General features: G+C 34.6%; 12 protein-coding genes and 1 pseudogene. 10 read left to right on the plus strand and 3 right to left on the minus strand.

The window, feature by feature from the left end:
- The first annotated feature begins 158 nt into the window (after positions 1-158).
- The 5 genes and pseudogenes from OZD70_RS05910 to ubiA all read left to right on the plus strand — a co-directional run bounded on the left by OZD70_RS05910 (position 159) and on the right by ubiA (position 8,518).
- Positions 159-3,234 (plus strand): annotated as a pseudogene (locus OZD70_RS05910) (efflux RND transporter permease subunit).
- A gap of 88 nt (positions 3,235-3,322) precedes the next feature.
- The gene (gene nusA / locus OZD70_RS03015; RefSeq protein WP_275020797.1) at positions 3,323-4,885 is read left to right on the plus strand and encodes a transcription termination factor NusA; all 1,563 of its coding nucleotides are present in this window, start codon (positions 3,323-3,325) and stop codon (positions 4,883-4,885) included.
- 9 nt (positions 4,886-4,894) lie between these two features.
- Positions 4,895-7,219: a translation initiation factor IF-2 gene (gene infB / locus OZD70_RS03020; RefSeq protein ID WP_275020799.1), complete on the plus strand. Its 2,325-nt coding sequence runs from the start codon at positions 4,895-4,897 to the stop codon at positions 7,217-7,219.
- A gap of 9 nt (positions 7,220-7,228) precedes the next feature.
- A complete protein-coding gene (locus tag OZD70_RS03025; RefSeq protein ID WP_275020801.1) occupies positions 7,229-7,657 on the plus strand; it encodes a ribosome-binding factor A in 429 nt (142 codons plus the stop codon).
- A 3-nt stretch (positions 7,658-7,660) separates the two neighbouring features.
- Positions 7,661-8,518: a 4-hydroxybenzoate octaprenyltransferase gene (gene ubiA / locus OZD70_RS03030; protein WP_275020803.1), complete on the plus strand. Its 858-nt coding sequence runs from the start codon at positions 7,661-7,663 to the stop codon at positions 8,516-8,518.
- Between the two features lie 799 nt (positions 8,519-9,317).
- Here ubiA and OZD70_RS03035 read toward each other — a convergent pair.
- The gene (locus tag OZD70_RS03035) at positions 9,318-10,760 is read right to left on the minus strand and encodes a hypothetical protein (RefSeq protein WP_275020805.1); all 1,443 of its coding nucleotides are present in this window, start codon (positions 10,758-10,760) and stop codon (positions 9,318-9,320) included.
- Between the two features lie 130 nt (positions 10,761-10,890).
- Here OZD70_RS03035 and OZD70_RS03040 point away from each other — a divergent pair, with 130 nt between their 5' ends.
- Positions 10,891-12,168: an APC family permease gene (locus tag OZD70_RS03040; RefSeq protein WP_275020807.1), complete on the plus strand. Its 1,278-nt coding sequence runs from the start codon at positions 10,891-10,893 to the stop codon at positions 12,166-12,168.
- Positions 12,169-12,253: 85 nt separating this feature from the next.
- Positions 12,254-13,528, plus strand: a complete 1,275-nt coding sequence (locus OZD70_RS03045) for an APC family permease (protein ID WP_275020809.1) — start codon at positions 12,254-12,256, stop codon at positions 13,526-13,528.
- Between the two features lie 40 nt (positions 13,529-13,568).
- Here the strand turns inward: OZD70_RS03045 and OZD70_RS03050 are convergent, their stop codons facing one another.
- Positions 13,569-14,021 carry a hypothetical protein gene (locus tag OZD70_RS03050; RefSeq protein ID WP_182183911.1) on the minus strand — a complete coding sequence of 151 codons (453 nt, stop codon included), beginning with the start codon at positions 14,019-14,021 and terminating at the stop codon, positions 13,569-13,571.
- Positions 14,022-14,161: 140 nt separating this feature from the next.
- On the opposite strand from OZD70_RS03050, the gene OZD70_RS03055 reads away from it, so the two are divergent.
- Positions 14,162-15,181 carry an aspartate-semialdehyde dehydrogenase gene (locus tag OZD70_RS03055; RefSeq protein ID WP_275020811.1) on the plus strand — a complete coding sequence of 340 codons (1,020 nt, stop codon included), beginning with the start codon at positions 14,162-14,164 and terminating at the stop codon, positions 15,179-15,181.
- On the opposite strand, the gene OZD70_RS03060 is transcribed toward OZD70_RS03055, so the two are convergent.
- The gene (locus OZD70_RS03060; protein WP_275020813.1) at positions 15,175-16,242 is read right to left on the minus strand and encodes a 5-(carboxyamino)imidazole ribonucleotide synthase; all 1,068 of its coding nucleotides are present in this window, start codon (positions 16,240-16,242) and stop codon (positions 15,175-15,177) included. The two genes, OZD70_RS03055 and OZD70_RS03060, sit on opposite strands and share 7 nt — an antisense overlap.
- A gap of 96 nt (positions 16,243-16,338) precedes the next feature.
- On the opposite strand from OZD70_RS03060, the gene apaG reads away from it, so the two are divergent.
- Both apaG and OZD70_RS03070 read left to right on the plus strand, forming a co-directional pair.
- Positions 16,339-16,740, plus strand: a complete 402-nt coding sequence (apaG, locus tag OZD70_RS03065) for a Co2+/Mg2+ efflux protein ApaG (protein ID WP_182183905.1) — start codon at positions 16,339-16,341, stop codon at positions 16,738-16,740.
- 375 nt (positions 16,741-17,115) lie between these two features.
- Positions 17,116-17,908 (plus strand): Rpn family recombination-promoting nuclease/putative transposase (locus OZD70_RS03070; RefSeq protein WP_275020213.1); only part of this gene is annotated, 793 nt, incomplete at its 3' end.

The raw sequence follows: 17,908 nt of genomic DNA on the forward strand, positions 1-17,908 counted from the left end.
TGTTCTAGAATTATTATACAGAAATTTTCTTATACTTGCAATTTTGCGAAAATTTTAATTATTTGCGTAAAGTTTTAAAGCTATACAAGGATTAATTAATATGCAATGTATCTCGACTATAATATTGTACAAACGCACATATTCAGTTAACATTCAACATGCAGAGCTTACTCATAGAGCGAAACAGGGCGGTGGTATTATTACTTATAGTAATTTTTATCTTCGGTTCATACGTTTATGTAAAAATGCCAAGGGAAAGTAACCCTGATATACAGATTCCTATAATCAGCGTGTTTGTTGGGCTTCCTGGGATTTCTGCTCAAGATAGTGAAAAGCTATTAGTGCTTCCTATAGAAAATGAACCAAGATCCATCGAAGGTGTAAGAGAATTGAGAGCTTTTGCAACTAATGATGGTGCTCACATGATACTCGAATTTGGAACAGAGTATGATAATAAAGAAGTGTTTGATAATGTCCGTTCAAAGCTTTCAAACATAAAATCGAAGTTACCTGTTGAAGCGGAATCTGCGATAATCAATGAAATAAACTTGAGCTTATTTCCGATACTCAATGTCGGCTTAATTGGTAATTTGCCAGAAAGAGCCTTAACTGAAATAGCACGCAAGCTAAAGAAAGAAATAGAATCTCTGCCAAATGTTCTCAAAGTTGAAGTGGCGGGTATGCGTAAAGAAACAGTGGAAGTTATAATTGAGCCCACAGTTCTAACAAAATATAACATTCAATCAAACGAAATATTCCAAGCTATATCAAGCAATAATAGACTAGTGGGAGCTGGGTCACTGGAAAATGACACCGGTAAATATTCGATTAAAATATCAGGGTTATTAAAAGATATAGAAGATATTATGAATATTCCTATTAGATCTCAAGGCAATGCAGTTTTGAGAATCAAAGATATAGCAAAAGTATACCCTAGGTTTGAAGATCACCAAGGGTTTGCTCGCATTAATGGATTACCTAGTGTCGTGCTAGAAATTTCAAAACGTAACGGAAAAAACATAATAGACACAGTAAATCAAGTAAAATACTTAATGGATAAGGCAAAAGATCAATTACCTGAAAATTTAAAAGTGGTGTACTTAAATGACCAGTCAAAAAACGTCCGCGATGTGCTTGATGACTTGGAAAACGGCATAATATTTGCTGTGTTGTTAATATTGATCATAATGATGCTTTCTATGGGAACAAGGATTGCTATTCTTGTGGCACTCTCGATACCCGGTTCCTTTTTCATTGGGATAATAGCTCTTTACTTTATGGGCATAACCTTAAATATCGTTGTGCTCTTCAGTTTAATCATGGCTGTTGGCATGCTGGTTGATGATGCAATTGTGATTAGCGAATATGCCGATAGAAAGATGATCTGCGAAATGGACAAAGTAGAAGCCTTTCACACTTCAGTTCGTGATATGTTTTATCCAGTTCTATCATCGACGTTAACTAAATTAGCAGTGTTTTTTCCTCTATTATTCTGGCCTGATACTGTTGGTAAATTCATGCAGTACATACCAATTACAATAATTTTAACTTTAACTGGATCGCTTATTATGGCTTTGGTTTTTATACCAACACTTGGTGCAATATTTGGCAAGCCTTCGATAACTTCAAAAAAAGAAATAAAAAAAATGAGTGCTATAGAAAGTGGTGAGATAAAAAATGCTGGGCCTATAAGTAAGAGCTTACACACGCATGCTAGAGAAGGTTTTAGATCATCCTAAAAAATTCATATGTGCTACTGTATTCGTCCTGTTCTCATTTAGTGTCCTGTACTTTACCTTTGGTCCTGGAGTGAAGTTTTTTCCGAAAATGGATTCAGATAATATTTTAATCAGTGTTAAAGCAAAAGAAAGCTTATCAGCTAAAGAACGAGATCTGATACTCAAAGAAGTGGAAGAACGCATTTTGAGCGTTGAAAAAGAAATTCATGTTTCTTATGCTAGATCAGGAGCATTTTCAGACAACGTTATCGCCAGAATTCAACTAGAACTTATGGATTGGCGCTTCAGGCGCAAAGCTAAGCACATATTAAACGATATAAGAAGCAGTGTGCAAGACATGAAAGGAATAATAATTAATGTTCAAGAGGAAAAGTTAGGACCGTCGGCTGACAAGCCAATACAAATTAACCTCAGCGGAAGTGCATACAATCTGAATCTAGCAGCAGAAAAAATTCTAAAAATTATGGACCAACCTTCATCCGGGTTTATAAATATTCAAGATAGCAGATCAGCACCTGAAATAGAGTGGAATATGAGTGTTGATAAGAGTAAGGCTACAAGTTCTGGAGCAAGTGTTGCAACCATTGGCGATTTTATAAAGATGGTTACAAATGGAGTGTTGATTGGAAAATATAGACCAAATAACACGGATGAAGAAATCGATATTGTACTCCGTTTCCCCAGAAGGAACCGCAACATGAAGACTATAGATAATCTTTTTATCAATACAGTTAATGGCCCGCATCCTATGAGCAACATAGTAAAATATGCTCCCGAAAAAAAGGCAAACAAACTAAATAGGATTGATGGATTACGTACAGTGACTATTTCCGCTGATGTGAATACAGGCTATCTTGTTAATGAAAGAGTAAAGTTCATTCAGAATTCTATTGCCCAGGATTGGGACAAGGGAGTAAAAATTGATTTTAAAGGCGACAAAGAAGATCAACAAAAATCAGGAACATTTTTGTTAAAGGCTTTTATATTAGCAATTACACTAATGATATTGGTATTAGTGACACAGTTTAATAATGTATACCATACATTTATCGTAATGACAGCAGTGTTTTTATCCACAACATGTGTGTTTTTTGTTTTCTTTCTTATCCAACAAGTTTTCGTAGTTGTTATGTGTGGAGTGGGGATAATTGCTTTGGCAGGAATTATAGTGAATAATAACATAATATTGCTTGATGCCTTTCATCACCAAATTAAGGTACACAAAAATGACACCAAGCGATGTGTAATAAACGCTGCAATTTCTCGCGTTAGGCCAATATTGCTTACCGTTGCAACCACAGTTCTTGGTTTAATACCGATGATTACCAGGTTAAATATCAATTTTTTTATGCTACAAATCACGTATGATTCTCCATCAAGCCAGTGGTGGGTTGACATTTCAACAACCATAGCAAGTGGAATATTGGCTGCAACGGTCTTAACTTTATTCTTTACTCCGGCGTTGCTTGTCATACAAAGACATGAAAAAACTTGACTTAAATTAACAATCATTTAACATTTAAGATAGCGTTCTTTACCCGTTGAAGCTATAATTATAACTAATTACATTGGATTTATTTATTATGATTGCTAATCGTAAAAGCAGTGTTAAACAGAAAAGTAACAAGAATAACATAGTTGGAAGCCTTGATGTAATAAAAACAGCAGGAGAACTTTCACTTCAAAAAGGTTTAGATTTTAATGTTGTAATAAAGGCACTAGAAAGTGCTATAGAAGCAGTGGCTTATCAAAAATATGGTAGCAAAAGTAAAATTGTAGTTAATATAGATAGAAATACAGGCAAAGTTACTTCATACAGAAAACTAAAAGTTATTGATGACGAATCAAATGAAGAAGAGAACACTGAGTATGAATCAATTACGCTGACACAAGCTAAATTAATAAAAGGAGATGCAAAAGTTGGAGATACTGTTAGTGAATTGCTCTCTCTTAACACTGATCTTGCTTCAGCAAGGATTGCCCAGCAAAAGATTGCTCAAATAATTAAAGATGAAGAGTCAAAAAAGCAATATGAGGAATTTAAAGATAAGGTGGGAGAAATAAGGTATGGTATTGTTAAACAAGTAGAATATTCAGATCTTATTATAGACATAAATGGCACTAGGGCATATCTTCCATTGCGAAATTTGACCGGTGGTGAATCATTTCGTGAAGGCGATAAGGTTAAAACTTACATACAGACCGTTAAGCGCTCTGATGATGGACGTCAAATTATTCTTTCTAGGACTCATGAAGGCTTTTTAGAGGCATTATTAAATCAAGAAATACCAGAAATTGCTGACGGGTTAGTAACAATTAAAGGTATAGCTAGAGACGCCGGCTCAAGGTCTAAGGTTGCTGTTTTCTCTCCTGACAAGAACATTGATCCAGTAGGTGCTTGTGTTGGAGTTAAGGGAGATAGAATAAAAACTATTATACACGAATTAAATGGTGAAAAAATCGACGTTATAAATTACTCCTCAGATTTGGGTCAATTTGTTATTAAAGCCATTACTCCTGCAGAAGTATCGAAGGTTATTATTGATGAAAATGAAAATTGCATAGAGTTAATAGTTGCTGAAGATCAATTGAGTTTAGCTATAGGAAAAAAGGGCCAGAATGTAAGATTAGCTTCAGAGCTTGTTGGATGGAAAATTGAGATATTAAGCACTCAGCAAGAATCAGAAAGGCGAAGCAAAGAACTTAGTCAATGTTCAGCTTTATTTGCTGAAGCTTTAAACTTAGAAGAGATTATGGGTCAGCTATTGGTAACAGAAGGTTTTTCAAGCGTAGAAGATATATCCAGCGCTTCAATTAAAGAGCTTGCTTCAATAGAGGGCTTTAATGAGGATATTGCAAACGAACTTCATAATAGAGCAAACAAGTATCTGAAAGCAGAAAATGATAGAAAAATAGAAGAGCTAAAAAGTCTGGGTATGGAAGATGATGTAATCAATTTAACTTTATCAATAGACAATAAAATTGCTCTTAGTAAACATGATATTAAGACTTTAGAGGACATAGCAGATTTATCAAGCTATGAGTTTTGCAGCATACTCTCTTCCTCAGCTGATAGTAAAGAAAATCTAAAAGATACAGTAGACTCAATAATCATAGAAGCACGTAAAAAGCTTGGGTTAATATAATAAAATAATATGAATAATGAAGATATCAGTAATAAAAAATTAACGCTCCAAGGCTTAAGCAAGCTTAAATTAGACCTCAATTTAAACTCTTCAGCTAGCCCAAGTACTGGAGCTACAATAGTAAAAAAAAGAAGAAAAAAATCTCATGATGCAGAAGAACATAATTTATTTGACGAGAGTAAATTAGGTTCTTTAACAGAGAAAGAACAAATTTTCCGCATTAATGCTGTGCAGAATGCTGCTTTGCTGAAAGAAAGAAATCAGAGAGAAGAAAAAGAGAAAACAGCAAAAGAAGATAGCAATAAAGAGATTGACGAGAAAAATGAAGCGGACACTTTATCTAAAGAAATAAATAAGAAAGTTTTAAGTAATACTCACTTAGTTGAACTAAGAGAAGATAATATTGACTATGAGGGCGACGATAAAAAGTCTTCTAAAGTCAACAAAGATATATATTCTAAGCATTCTAAACTGATAATTGCACAGGCAATAGGTGAAAAACCTGAACAACCCCCTGTATTTAAGCAAAGATTTGGTATAAGAAGTAAAAAGTCAAAGTTTACTAAGGGTAAAAATATATCAAGAGAAGTTATTATACCAGACAAAATAACTATCAGGGAGTTATCTATTCGCATGGCAGAAGATAGCAAGAGTGTGCTAAGAATGTTCAAAGAAGAAGTCGGTGAGAGTTATAGAGTGGATGATTTGGTAGATCCAGATATAGCATCTGAAATAGTGGAAAAATTTAATCATACGGCTAAACGAGTGAGCGATACCAACAGAGAAAAGGATTTATTTTTTATAGAAGGCAGAGAAAGCCTGCCTAAAAAACCTAAACCACCAATCGTCACTTTTATGGGACACGTCGATCATGGTAAAACCTCACTGCTCGATGCATTTCGTGAATCTAATGTTGCAGAAAGAGAGTCAGGTGGCATAACTCAACACATAGGTGCTTATCAAATGACAACAAAAGATAAGCAAAAAATTACTTTTATTGATACACCAGGACATGAAGCGTTCACTGCGATGCGTGCATGTGGTGCAAATATTACTAATATAGTTGTAATAGTAGTTGCAGCTGACGATGGAATCATGAAACAAACAGTTGAAGCAATAAATCATGCAAAAGCAGCAAATGTTTCTATTATAGTTGCTATTAATAAAATTGATAAATCTGAGCCTGGTGATGTAGAAAAAATAATTAATAGTTTGCCTCAATATGATCTCATCTCTGAAGAGCTTGGTGGTGATATTATGATTGTGCCAGTATCAGCAAAAAAGAAAACTAATTTAGATAAACTAGAAGAGGCGATTTTGTTAATCGCTGAATTAATGAAGCTAGAAGCAATAGAAGATTGTCGAGCACTTGGATGGGTAATAGAATCCAAAATAGATAAAGCGAAAGGAATATCAGCTACATTGATAGTTGAGGAAGGAACGTTAAAGGTTGGTGATATATTGGTAGTTGGTACAACATACAGCAAAGTACGTAGTATGGTTAATCACCTTGGTCAAAGAGAAAAAGCAGCACTACCCTCCGCTCCAATTGAAATCACTGGTCTAAATGGCGTACCAAATGCCGGAGATAAATTTGTTGTTGTAAACTCTGAAAAGCAGGCGCGTGAAATTGTTGAATACAGGCTAGAATTGATCAAGAAAAAGAAAGAAGATTCAGACGATAATAATTTAGATATATTCAGTCGTAATAACAGTGAAACAGAAGAACTATCTGTAGTTTTAAAGTGCGATGTAACTGGTTCTATTGAAGCAATATCAAGTTCAATTGATAAACTCGGTAAAGACCAAGTGAAATTAAATATCCTACACAAAGCAGTAGGAGGGATAACAGATTCAGATGTGCTGCTTGCAGAAGCATCAAGTGCAGTAATTTTAGCTTTTAATGTAAAAGTGGACTCAAAAACAAGGGACTTGGCAAAACAAAAAGGTGTAGAAATACATACTTATAACATAATATACGAGCTCATTGACGACATGAGAATGTATTTAACTAAAATGTTAAAGCCTGTTACACGAGAGGTGCGTGTTGGTTCTGCATCTGTGAAGCAAATATTTAACGTATCTAAAGCTGGTAATATCATTGGATGTTACGTAAGTGATGGAGTCATAAGAAAAGATTCTTTAATTAAGGTAGTGCGTGGTGGCAAATTGGTGCATGAAGGAAAGTTAAAAGCACTACGTAGATTTAAAGATGATGTTAAAGAAGTAGGTGTAAACTTTGAATGCGGAGTATCACTAGAGGGTAATATTGATATTAAAGTTGGAGATATTTTGGAAGCTTATCAATTAGTGCAAAAAGAAAGGGTGTTATAGTAGATGGATATGAAAAAGGAAATTAGAAACCTAAAAATAGCATCGGTATTGCATAGAGCAATATCAAGAGTCCTAATGGAAGGTAAGGTGTTCAATAAAAATGTAGCGGTATCTGACGTAAAATTAAGTAAAGATCTGAAAAAAGCAGATGTATATATTGTGTTATCTTCATTGAATATCCAAATAGCTGACTACTCAGATTCAGAAAAAAGTACATGGATTTCAGCATCACGCATTGGAGATCCTTTTTCGAAACCTTCTGAGAATAATTGTGATATTAACACTGTTGTTAATGAAATGAACCAATCTGCATGGTCAATACGTAAATCTATATTGTGTTATGTTGATTTGCGATTTATACCTGAGTTAGTTTTCAAGCCTGATTTAGCGTTCGATAATTTTGTTAATGTAAGCAAAATATTACATAATCACACTTAATTAATGTATTTCAACCATTACTTTTCATTAATGAGATTGCACAGTTTAACAGGTTTATGGCTTGTGCTATTTTCCAGTTTGAGCGGTATTCTTTTAGCCTCAACTTCTCTATCGTATCAGGCTCTTTTTCTCCTTGGTTTGTTCACTATAGGTGCATTTTTAATGAGACCTGCAGGGTGCATAATTAATGATATTTTCGATAGGGAAATAGATGCGCACGTTGAACGAACAAAATATAGGCCACTTGCAAGTGGTGCATTAAACATAAAGCAGGCTTTGGTTTTACTCTCACTGCTACTATCTATCGCTTTGGTAATTTTATTGTTAACTAATAAAACCACACTCATACTTGGAATAATCTCAATGTGTATGATAGCTACTTACCCTTTATTAAAGCGGTATGTTTGGTGGCCACAATTGTTCTTAGGGTTTACCTTCAATATGGGATCGCTCATGGGCTCAGCAGCAATAATAAACCAGATCAGTATAGAATCCTTGCTGTTTTATATAGGATGCGTCTTTTGGACACTTAGCTATGACACCATATACGCTCATCAAGATAAAAAAGATGATGAAAAACTCGGAATGAAATCTACCGCATTATATTTTGGTGATACAACAAAATCTTGGTTGAAAAGATTTTATTTAATATCTCTTATGACGTGGCTATATGCTGGTATCTTATCATCATTAAATAACATCTTTTATATTGCTTTACTTGCTGTAGGGTTCATATTTCACCGCCAATACAAAAATTTCAATCCTGACGATCCCAGTCAATGCATGTCCATATTTAAAAATAATTCCTACGTAGGGTTGCTTCTCTTTTTTGGCATCCTTTTAGATAGAATTATCACCTAGGTCTCAAGAGTTTTGGCTCTAATGAAGTCAATAAGCTCAGGTAGCTCGCAGAAACGAAAAAACTTACTTGACAAACTCCGCCACCTCCCTTATCATGATAGTGAAGCTATTCAGTTATCTTCATCTGTGCAGATTAAACAGCAAGAAAACAACGTAGTTGGCGTCTTATTTTTAATTTTTTGCACTATGTGCATCCTATGTCTTCACAACATTTCTAGGTTTTTGCCTATATAAGCTGAAACGCGCTTATAAGTCGTTTAAGACAGTACAGTACGCCAATTTGCAGGATTAGAGAGTGAACACTAATTACCACGGGATTTCTTTGCCTTTTTTTCTGCTTAGTAAATTTCTTAAACATTTTAGCTAAGGTTAGTTGCGGTTTAAAAGCAGCTAAATTGCAGTGTTTAAGACTTAAAAAATGCTAAATACTGAAAATAGACAATGACCAGGGCTTCTTTTGCCTTTTTTTTCATTTGGTAAATTTCCTAATGTTTGCAACTAAACGACAACTGTCATCCCGCTACGAGTTAGCGGCCAAGAGATACCGCGAATGAATCGCGGTATGACGGTTCGTGGTGGTATGACGGTCTGCGGCGGAATGACGGTTAAGCAATTCGTCATCCCGCTGCTTGTTAGCGGATGAGATACCGCAGCGGTATGACGTAGGGAAACCTTTCTTGGGTTAGCTACAGCAGCTTGCAAACCATTCAGAAAAGGGAAGACAAAACTATAAAAAACCATAGGTGCCAGATGGTTTTTAGCTAAAGTCAAAATTTTCTGCCATAACATGAGCCCATCGCTAAGCAGCAGAAGACCTTGCATGACCTCCAAAAAATGTTTTTACTCTTTCAAGATAAGTAGGTGGTACTGGAGGAATTGCTATATCATCTATTTTAGAGTATATTGCCGCATCTACAACTTCATTTGTTATTAATTCCATTAGTCTTTGCTTTATCTCACCTCTTCTAATATGTCCTCCATAGTCGTTATAAAACTTTACATATAATTCCTTAAACACAAATTCTTTTATAGCATTTCTTGTATAAGAAATTCCGTCCTTTACTTCATCACTTACATTGCTCAAATCCACTCCAGAACTCAGTGAATACAAATTATCAAAATTTTCTTTCAAAACTTTTATTTTATAGTAATGCTTATCCACAGATCTCTCAAAAAATCTTTTAGTAGCATTACCGGCCAACTCTCCTATTATCTGAGGCTCTAATTGAGCTGCAAAATTATTTTCTGCTTCAAGGCCACTTAATGCATAAATGATACGGTTGAGCATTCCAGGACCACATTGGCGATCACTTTCCTCAAAGCGAACCAGTAATATAGACTTCAATAATTCTACATCTGCATTTTGCTTTCTTGCCGCAATTAAAACTAAATTTATAGCCTGTGTCAATGTCAATCCGGTTTGTGAATCTACCCAATTTACCCACTCCCCAGTTTCATAACCATCCAATCTTAGATAAGGTTCTATCATTCGTTTTTGCTGACTTGTTAAACCGCTTATATAACTTTTAAACTCTTCATCCAACTTATCTGACGGAGTACCATGTTCTTCCTTTAATTTTTTGGCACATGCAATAACGCTTTGCTGAAAACTTCTAGTATGAACACTTTGATTGCCAGTACCCACATCACTTACATTAAACAAAAAGCTTAGCTGCTTTACATTCAAACCCAAAGGTGAGAAGAGCTTTATCAATGGATACTTTATTAACTCGAGGAGTGCTACTGGAATTAGCAGTGCATAATTTAACAATAATAAACCAAAATTAAATATAAGAAACCTACGTAGAGCTGATACCTTTGATGCAACGTACAAAAACGGAAGCTGTAGGTAATATATCAAGTGTATATTGAAGAATAAGATTTTGTCCTTTAGTTTTATTGTCGGATCATTATAAATCTCAAATAACGTGCTATTACTATCAATGTTGTCATTTTTAAATGAGTTATAGTTGTTTATGATTTTCTCTTGCAAAGGAAGAAGCATTTTATTCAGACAAATAAATGCAGCAATAAAAATAAAACCTGTAGCCAAAAATGCTAGTGCAGGGCTAGAGGTGCTTGTAGATAAATAGGTATAAAAATTACTAATTAAGTCCTCACAAGGGCGAACTAGAATCGGGTTAAGGATATAGTCGACGAGAAGACTTAAATAGTAATAAGTAAAAAGTAAGAATAAAATAAAACCACAAACAACCAAAAATTTCTTTAACCTTGGATTCATAACCCCCTCTTAATCATCTGTTAACATAATCTATTTTAGAAATAAATTGAGAAAAATGCAATTTTTATAAAGATCGATTGAAATTTCCGAGCTTCAGTTATATTCTTAATCTATTTAGATAAAAATTATTGTGTCAAATAAAATAGGTTTTTGGGCTATTTTTGCCTTAGTGATTAGTAGTCAAATTGGCTCTGGAATTTTTATGCTTCCTATTAGCCTTGCTCCATATGGCGCTTATAGCCTTATAAGCTGGGTAATATCAGGGCTTGGTGCTATATCTCTTGCTTTGGTTTTTGCCTTACTCTGCGCAAAATTTCCAGAAACGGGTGGTCCTCACGTTTATGTAAAGCATGCTTTTGGCCCCAATGCAGCTTTTTTTGTTGGTTGGACGTATTGGGTAAGTTCGTGGGTTAGCTCAACAGCTGTCACAGTTGCAAGTATTGGTTATTTAGCTCCACTTTTTCATAATGATATACAAAGTATACATTTGTTTTTAGAAATAACATTAATTTTAGCTATTATGCTAATAAACTTAAGAGGAGTAACTACTGCCGGCCGTGTTGAGCTTCTATTAACAATTATTAAAATTACTGCACTGCTTGCAATACCAGTAACAGCGTTGTTTTTCTTTGATAGGAATAATTTTATCACAAGTGAGGAAATATCAACCCTCACGATGTCTCAAGTCCTTGCTCGCTCTACACTACTCACTCTATGGTGTTTTATTGGCCTTGAATCAGCAACAGCACCTGCAGGATCAGTCAATAATCCAGCCAAGACTATACCAAGAGCCATTGTGCTTGGCACAATCTGTGTTGCTGTTATATATTTTATTAATAGTCTTTCAATTATGGGGTTAATAAGTGGTAACGACCTAGCAAATTCAAAAGCACCATACGTTGACGCAGTCAAAATTATGCTTCCAGGTAATTGGCATTTTATTATTTCCATTCTTGCTTTTATCGTTTCCGTGAGTAATCTAAATGCTTGGTTTTTAGCTGATGGACAAGTGACTTTAGGCCTTGCAAAAGATAAATTAATGCCACAATTCTTTACTAAAAGAAACAAGTACGATGCTCCTTTTTGTGGAATAATACTCAGTACTCTGGGAATGTTAGTTTTACTTATTCTAACATCAAGCAAAAATTTTGCTAAGCAAGTAACTTCAATTATTGATATCTCTGTAGTTTCATTTTTATTTATCTACTTAGCATGTAGTCTTGCTTTCCTCAAGGTTATTATACAAGAGAAAAACTATTACGAATTTTTAATTGGGAGTGCAGCTGTATCCTTTTGCTGCTGGATAATATACGAGACTCCTATAAATACATTATTGACCTCAAGCTTGTTTATTTTAGGTAGTATACCTACGTACTTATTTTGGTACCGCAGGTCCACGCTCATTTAACTTTTGTATACACGAGTTAAGTTACTTATTCGTTGAAGTTTTCCAACTTAAGCCATATTATTAATCTATTTAGATAGAAATTATTGTGTCAAATAAAATAGGTTTTTGGACTATTTTTGCCTTAGTGATTAGTAGTCAAATTGGCTCTGGAATTTTTATGCTCCCAATTAGCCTTGCTCCGTATGGTGCTTATAGTCTTATAAGCTGGGTGATATCAGGGCTTGGTGTTATATCTCTTGCTTTGGTTTTTGCCTTACTCTGCGCAAAATTTCCAGAAACGGGTGGTCCTCACGTTTATGTAAAGCATGCTTTTGGCCCTGCTGCAGCTTTCTTTGTTGGTTGGACATATTGGGTGATTTCATGGGTTAGCACAACAGCTGTAATAGTTGTAGGTGTTGGTTATCTTACACCATTTTTCCATGAGGATATTCAAAACGTACATCTGTTTTTAGAGATGTTATTACTCACAATTATTACACTAACAAATTTTAGAGGAGTAGCTACTGCTGGACGTGTTGAGTTCTTATTGACGGTTATAAAAATTTCTGTATTGCTTGTAATACCTATAGCAGCATTATTTTTTTTTGATAGAAATAACTTCACCATAAGTGGAAAAATATCAAATCTTACAACATCGCAGATTCTTGCCCGCTCTACACTTATTACTCTATGGGGTTTTATTGGAGTTGAATTGGCAACAGCACCAGCTGGTTCGGTTAATAATCCAGGCAAAACTATACCCAGAGCCATAGTGCTTGGCACAATTTCTGTTGCTGTTGTGTATTTTGTCAACAATCTCGCAATTATAGGATTAATAAATGGCAATGATTTAGCAAGTTCAAGAGCACCATATGTTGACGCGATAAAAATTATGGCCTCTGGCAATTGGCACTTGATTATTTCTATAATTGCGTTTATTTTTTGTATTGGTACCTTAAACGCTTGGGTCTTATCCAGCGGGCAAGTTGCTTTTGGCCTTGCTGAAGATAAACTGATGCCACAGTTCTTTGCTAAAAGAAACAAGCACGGTTCTCCTTTCTGGGGCATAACAATCAGCTCCATTGGCACTTCAGTTTTACTAATTCTCACCTCAAACAACAATTTTGCCCAGCAGATTACATCGATTATCGACTTTTCTGTAGTTTCATTTTTATTTGTTTACCTTGCATGCAGTCTTGCTTTTCTTAAGGTTATTATAAAGGAGAAAAACTATTACAAATTTTTAATTGGCAGTATAGCAACAACCTTTTGCTGCTGGGTAATATTTGAAACTTCTGTGAATACCTTGCTGATCGCGAGCTTATTCACCGCAAGTGGCGTACCTCTTTATTTATTTTGGTATCGCAGAGTTTCTGTATAGCAAATGTTATAGCTAGAGATAATTTTTAAATGATTGATATTTATGGATCACGACTTTGCTTATTGTCCACTTGTTCAACATTACCCTTCTCAAGTTTACTATCTACTTCTTTTGCGTGTTCATCATCTACACTAATCTCACCTTTTATCTTACTGGAGTGACCTGCTTGCGATTTTTCATATGCTTCCATGTTGTCATATATAGGGTTACTGATGATTTCTATTTTTTCAGATGTGAAAATCCTTGCTAAAAATCTCCCTATTATTGGTATTGATCTTAAGAAATCTCTTAGCTTTGAAGATTCTTGTCTTTTATTTAGGAACTGTTGGTCTATTTTAAGGTTTTTTACACCATATTTTTTATCATCAAAATTTATTGCAGGCTTTCTTTTTTTCGAAAGAACATTTTGAGCCTTTAATCCATTGGCTCTTTTAGGCTCTTGAGGTGTAGACATTGCAGGTTTAACCTTAGTTTCATCATATTCTTTATTTATCTTTCACTTTATTATGTAATATTACTAATATTGCATAATAATAGCTAAATTACAATTAATTGCAAGGTAAAAATATTAAAACAATTGTAAATTTTGTCAGTCAAAATATAATAGAACTTTAAAGTTAGAGGTTCATCTATATGGGATACAAAATTGCTGTTATTGGAGCAACTGGGAGAGTAGGGCGTGAGGTATTAAGCACGCTTGCTGAGTTTCAAGATGAGGCAATAGATTCTGTAATTGCACTTGCATCGAAAAAATCAGAAGGGAAGAAGGTGAGTTTTGGTGACAAAGAGTTAACAGTTTTATGTCTTGAGGATTATGACTTCGTTGGAACTAATGTAGCCATTTTCTGTGCTGGATATCATGTTTCTGAAAAGTATGTACCAATTGCAACACAGGCTGGATGCATCGTGATAGATAACAGTTCCTATTTTAGAATGAAAGAGGGTGTGCCGCTCATTATTCCAGAGATTAATAAAGAAAAAATTATGGAATATAAAAACCACAACATAATATCCAACCCAAACTGTACTACAATACAGATGTTGCTAGTACTACATCTATTACACCAGAAAGCAAAAATAAAGAGAATCGTTGCTTCAACTTATCAATCGACTTCTGGTGCAGGCAAAGCAGCAATGGATGAGCTCTATGACCAGACAAAAAAAATCTTCATGAATGAGACTAAAAAGCCTAAGATATTTCTGAAACAAATAGCGTTTAATTGCATTCCCCATATAGGGAAATTCATGGAGAATGGTTCTACAGAAGAGGAATGGAAAATGCAAGAGGAGACAAAAAAAATTTTAGAGGAAGATATAAAAGTTACTGCAACTTGTGTAAGAGTACCCGTCTTTATCGGTCACGCTATGGCAGTAAATGTAGAATTTGATCAACATATCACTGAAGAACAAGCTCGTGAAATGCTAAGTGAAGCCGAAGATAGTGGAGTTTTAGTGTACAACAGGCGTGAAGACGGTGAATACATCACTCAAATTGATGTTGTACAGGAGAATGCTGTATATGTATCGCGTATTAGAAGAGACAATACTGTTGAACACGGATTAAATATGTGGATAGTGGCTGATAATCTGCGCAAAGGCGCAGCATTAAATATAGTGCAGATTCTTGAGATTCTAATAAGAGAGACTCAATAACTTAAATCTATATTGACATGTCCCATCTTACGCTTACCTCTAACCTCTTTTTTCCCATATATGGTTAAACTAGCTTTTTCGTTGCTCAAATAGTTATGAGAATCATATATATCATTACCTATTATATTTTTCGTCATACAAGGAAAGCGTAACACTACTTCCTGCATAGGTAGCCCGCATATTATCCTAACCAGCTGTTCAAATTGACTAACGTTACATGCATCCAAGCTCCAGTGGCAAGAATTGTGAGGTCTTGGAGCTAGTTCATTAACTAACAATTCGTTATCTTTAGTAACAAAAAATTCAATAGCCAGAATTCCTATTACATCGAGCGCATTTGCTATTTTCTTTGCAGCTCGTTGTACCTCTTGAGTTAAATTGCTATCTATTTTAGCTGGCACTGTTGAAGTATCAAGTATTCCATCAACGTGGTAATTTTCTGCTATAGGAAAAAAAGCTACTTTACCGTTTTTATCTCTTGCAATGACTATTGAAACCTCTTTCAGTAAATCAACACTTGCTTCAAGTATGTACTCTGTATTCCAATCAAAGGAAGCAAATTGCTTCACTTCAGAATCATTCTCAAGCACATATTGCCCTTTTCCATCGTAACCCATTTCTGTTGTTTTCAGCCTTGTTGGATAGCCAAAAGCTCTACTGCTTTCTAATAGCTCATTATAATTTTGTATACTTTTGTATTCAGCAGTTTTTATACTCAAGCTTCTAATGAAATCTTTCTCTCTAAGCCTATTTTGCGCAATGTGTAACGCTTTTTTACCCGGATAAAAATTTACATCGATATCAATTGCACTACATGGAATATTTTCAGACTCAATAGTGACCAAATCCACACTCTGTGCAAAAGATTCAAGCGCTTTCTTATCAGAGAAATCTGCTATTGTGAAATCATCAGCAACAGAGCAAACCGGATCGTCCTTAGCACTGGCAAAAACATGTGTTTTTTGTCCAAGTTTTGTTGCAGCGATAGCAGTCATTTTACCTAATTGTCCACCACCTATTATTCCTATTACTTTTTTGCTAAGTGCATCTGGTTCATTCATACTATAAATTGATATTTCCTAATTAAAGTATACTTGAAAAATCTATGAAAAAAGTATATAATTAAAGTACTATCTTTTTATCATGAATATTCTATAATGATAGAGTACACACTAACTACCAACTTTGTTGAAGTTACAGTTTTGCCAATTTATATTGAAGAGCAATCCATTCCTTATGAAAATTGCTATGTATGGATGTATAACGTTAAGATAAAAAACAAAAGCCAATCAACTATTCAATTATTAAGTCGTCATTGGCAAATAATAGATTATAAGGGAAAAATAAATGAAATTGCCGGAGTTGGTGTTATCGGAGAACAACCTGTGATAAGATCTGGAGAGGTATTTAAATACACAAGTGGAACATACTTAAATGCACCGTCAGGAGTAATGCAGGGTAAGTATGAATTTCTGAACGAAGAAAGCATAAAAATTTTTGAGGTTATGATACCACCCTTTTCTTTGGATAGTCCATACGTCAAAACTAGACCACATTAACTATCAAAATAGTTTATTTGTAACCAGACTGCATTCTGTGATTTTTAGCAAAGCACGATCTTTCATTTGAGCTTTCTTCAATTTAAAATAAACACAGAAAATTGCTGCCTATAGCTAAACTGACTTACGACAATTTGAAAAACCGTCATTCCGCTACGTATTAGCGCCACGGCGGCATAGCTATAGCTAACTCAAGAAAGGTTTCCCTACGTCATACCGCCGCGGTATCTCAGCATAGATTCCGCTAACGAGTAGCAGAATGACGGTTTTTCAAATTGTAGGCAAACCTAAGCCACTTTAGCTATATCTTCAAAAATATGGTTGAATAATTGTTAATAATAGTGTATAATTGTTAATATTTTAAGCATTTTTGCCATGGCTCTTTCAAAATTTCTCGATCCTCGGAATGATTTGTATTTCAAAAAAATCTTTGGAACGGAAAAAAATAAGAATATCCTGATCCACTTTTTGAACGATATTTTAGGGTTTACTGAGATAAATGCAATACAAGAAGTTGAGTTTCTTAGCACTATTATGGATCCCGAAGTTGCCTCTGATAAACAAAGTATTGTTGATGTTCTCTGCAAGGATTCTCACGGAAATAGATATATAGCAGAAATGCAGCTCGCTAGAGACAAGGGCTTCGAAAAACGCGCTCAATTATATGCCGCTAAAGCCTACTCAAGACAATTAGATAAATCTGGCAACTACATTGATTTAAAGAAAGTCTTCTTTATTGCTATATCAAATTGTAACTTACTTCCTGAAGAAATTGATTATATCTCTACTCATAATATACGTGATATAAAAACTAACGGCCATTACTTAAAAGATTTTCAATTTATCTTTATAGAATTACCAAAATTTTCAAAAAGCAAAGTAGAGCAGTTAGAAAGTATAGTAGAAAGGTGGTGTTTCTTTTTTAAATACGCAGAAGAAACAACAGAAGAGGACTTAAAAGAGATAGCAGAAAAAGCGCCAATAATAAAGCTAGCATATGATGAATTAGACAAGTTTCGTTGGGACGAAAAAGATTTAGTAGCTTACGAAGAAAGAATAATGGATCTATGCAAAGAAGAAGCCATTCTTGAATACAGACTTGATCTTGCTGAAGAGAAAGGTATACAAAAAGGTATAGAGAAAGGAAAAATTGAAGGGAAAATTGAAG

This window comes from Wolbachia endosymbiont of Drosophila tsacasi, from assembly GCF_028982115.1.
GTDB classification, from domain to species: domain Bacteria; phylum Pseudomonadota; class Alphaproteobacteria; order Rickettsiales; family Anaplasmataceae; genus Wolbachia; species Wolbachia pipientis_B.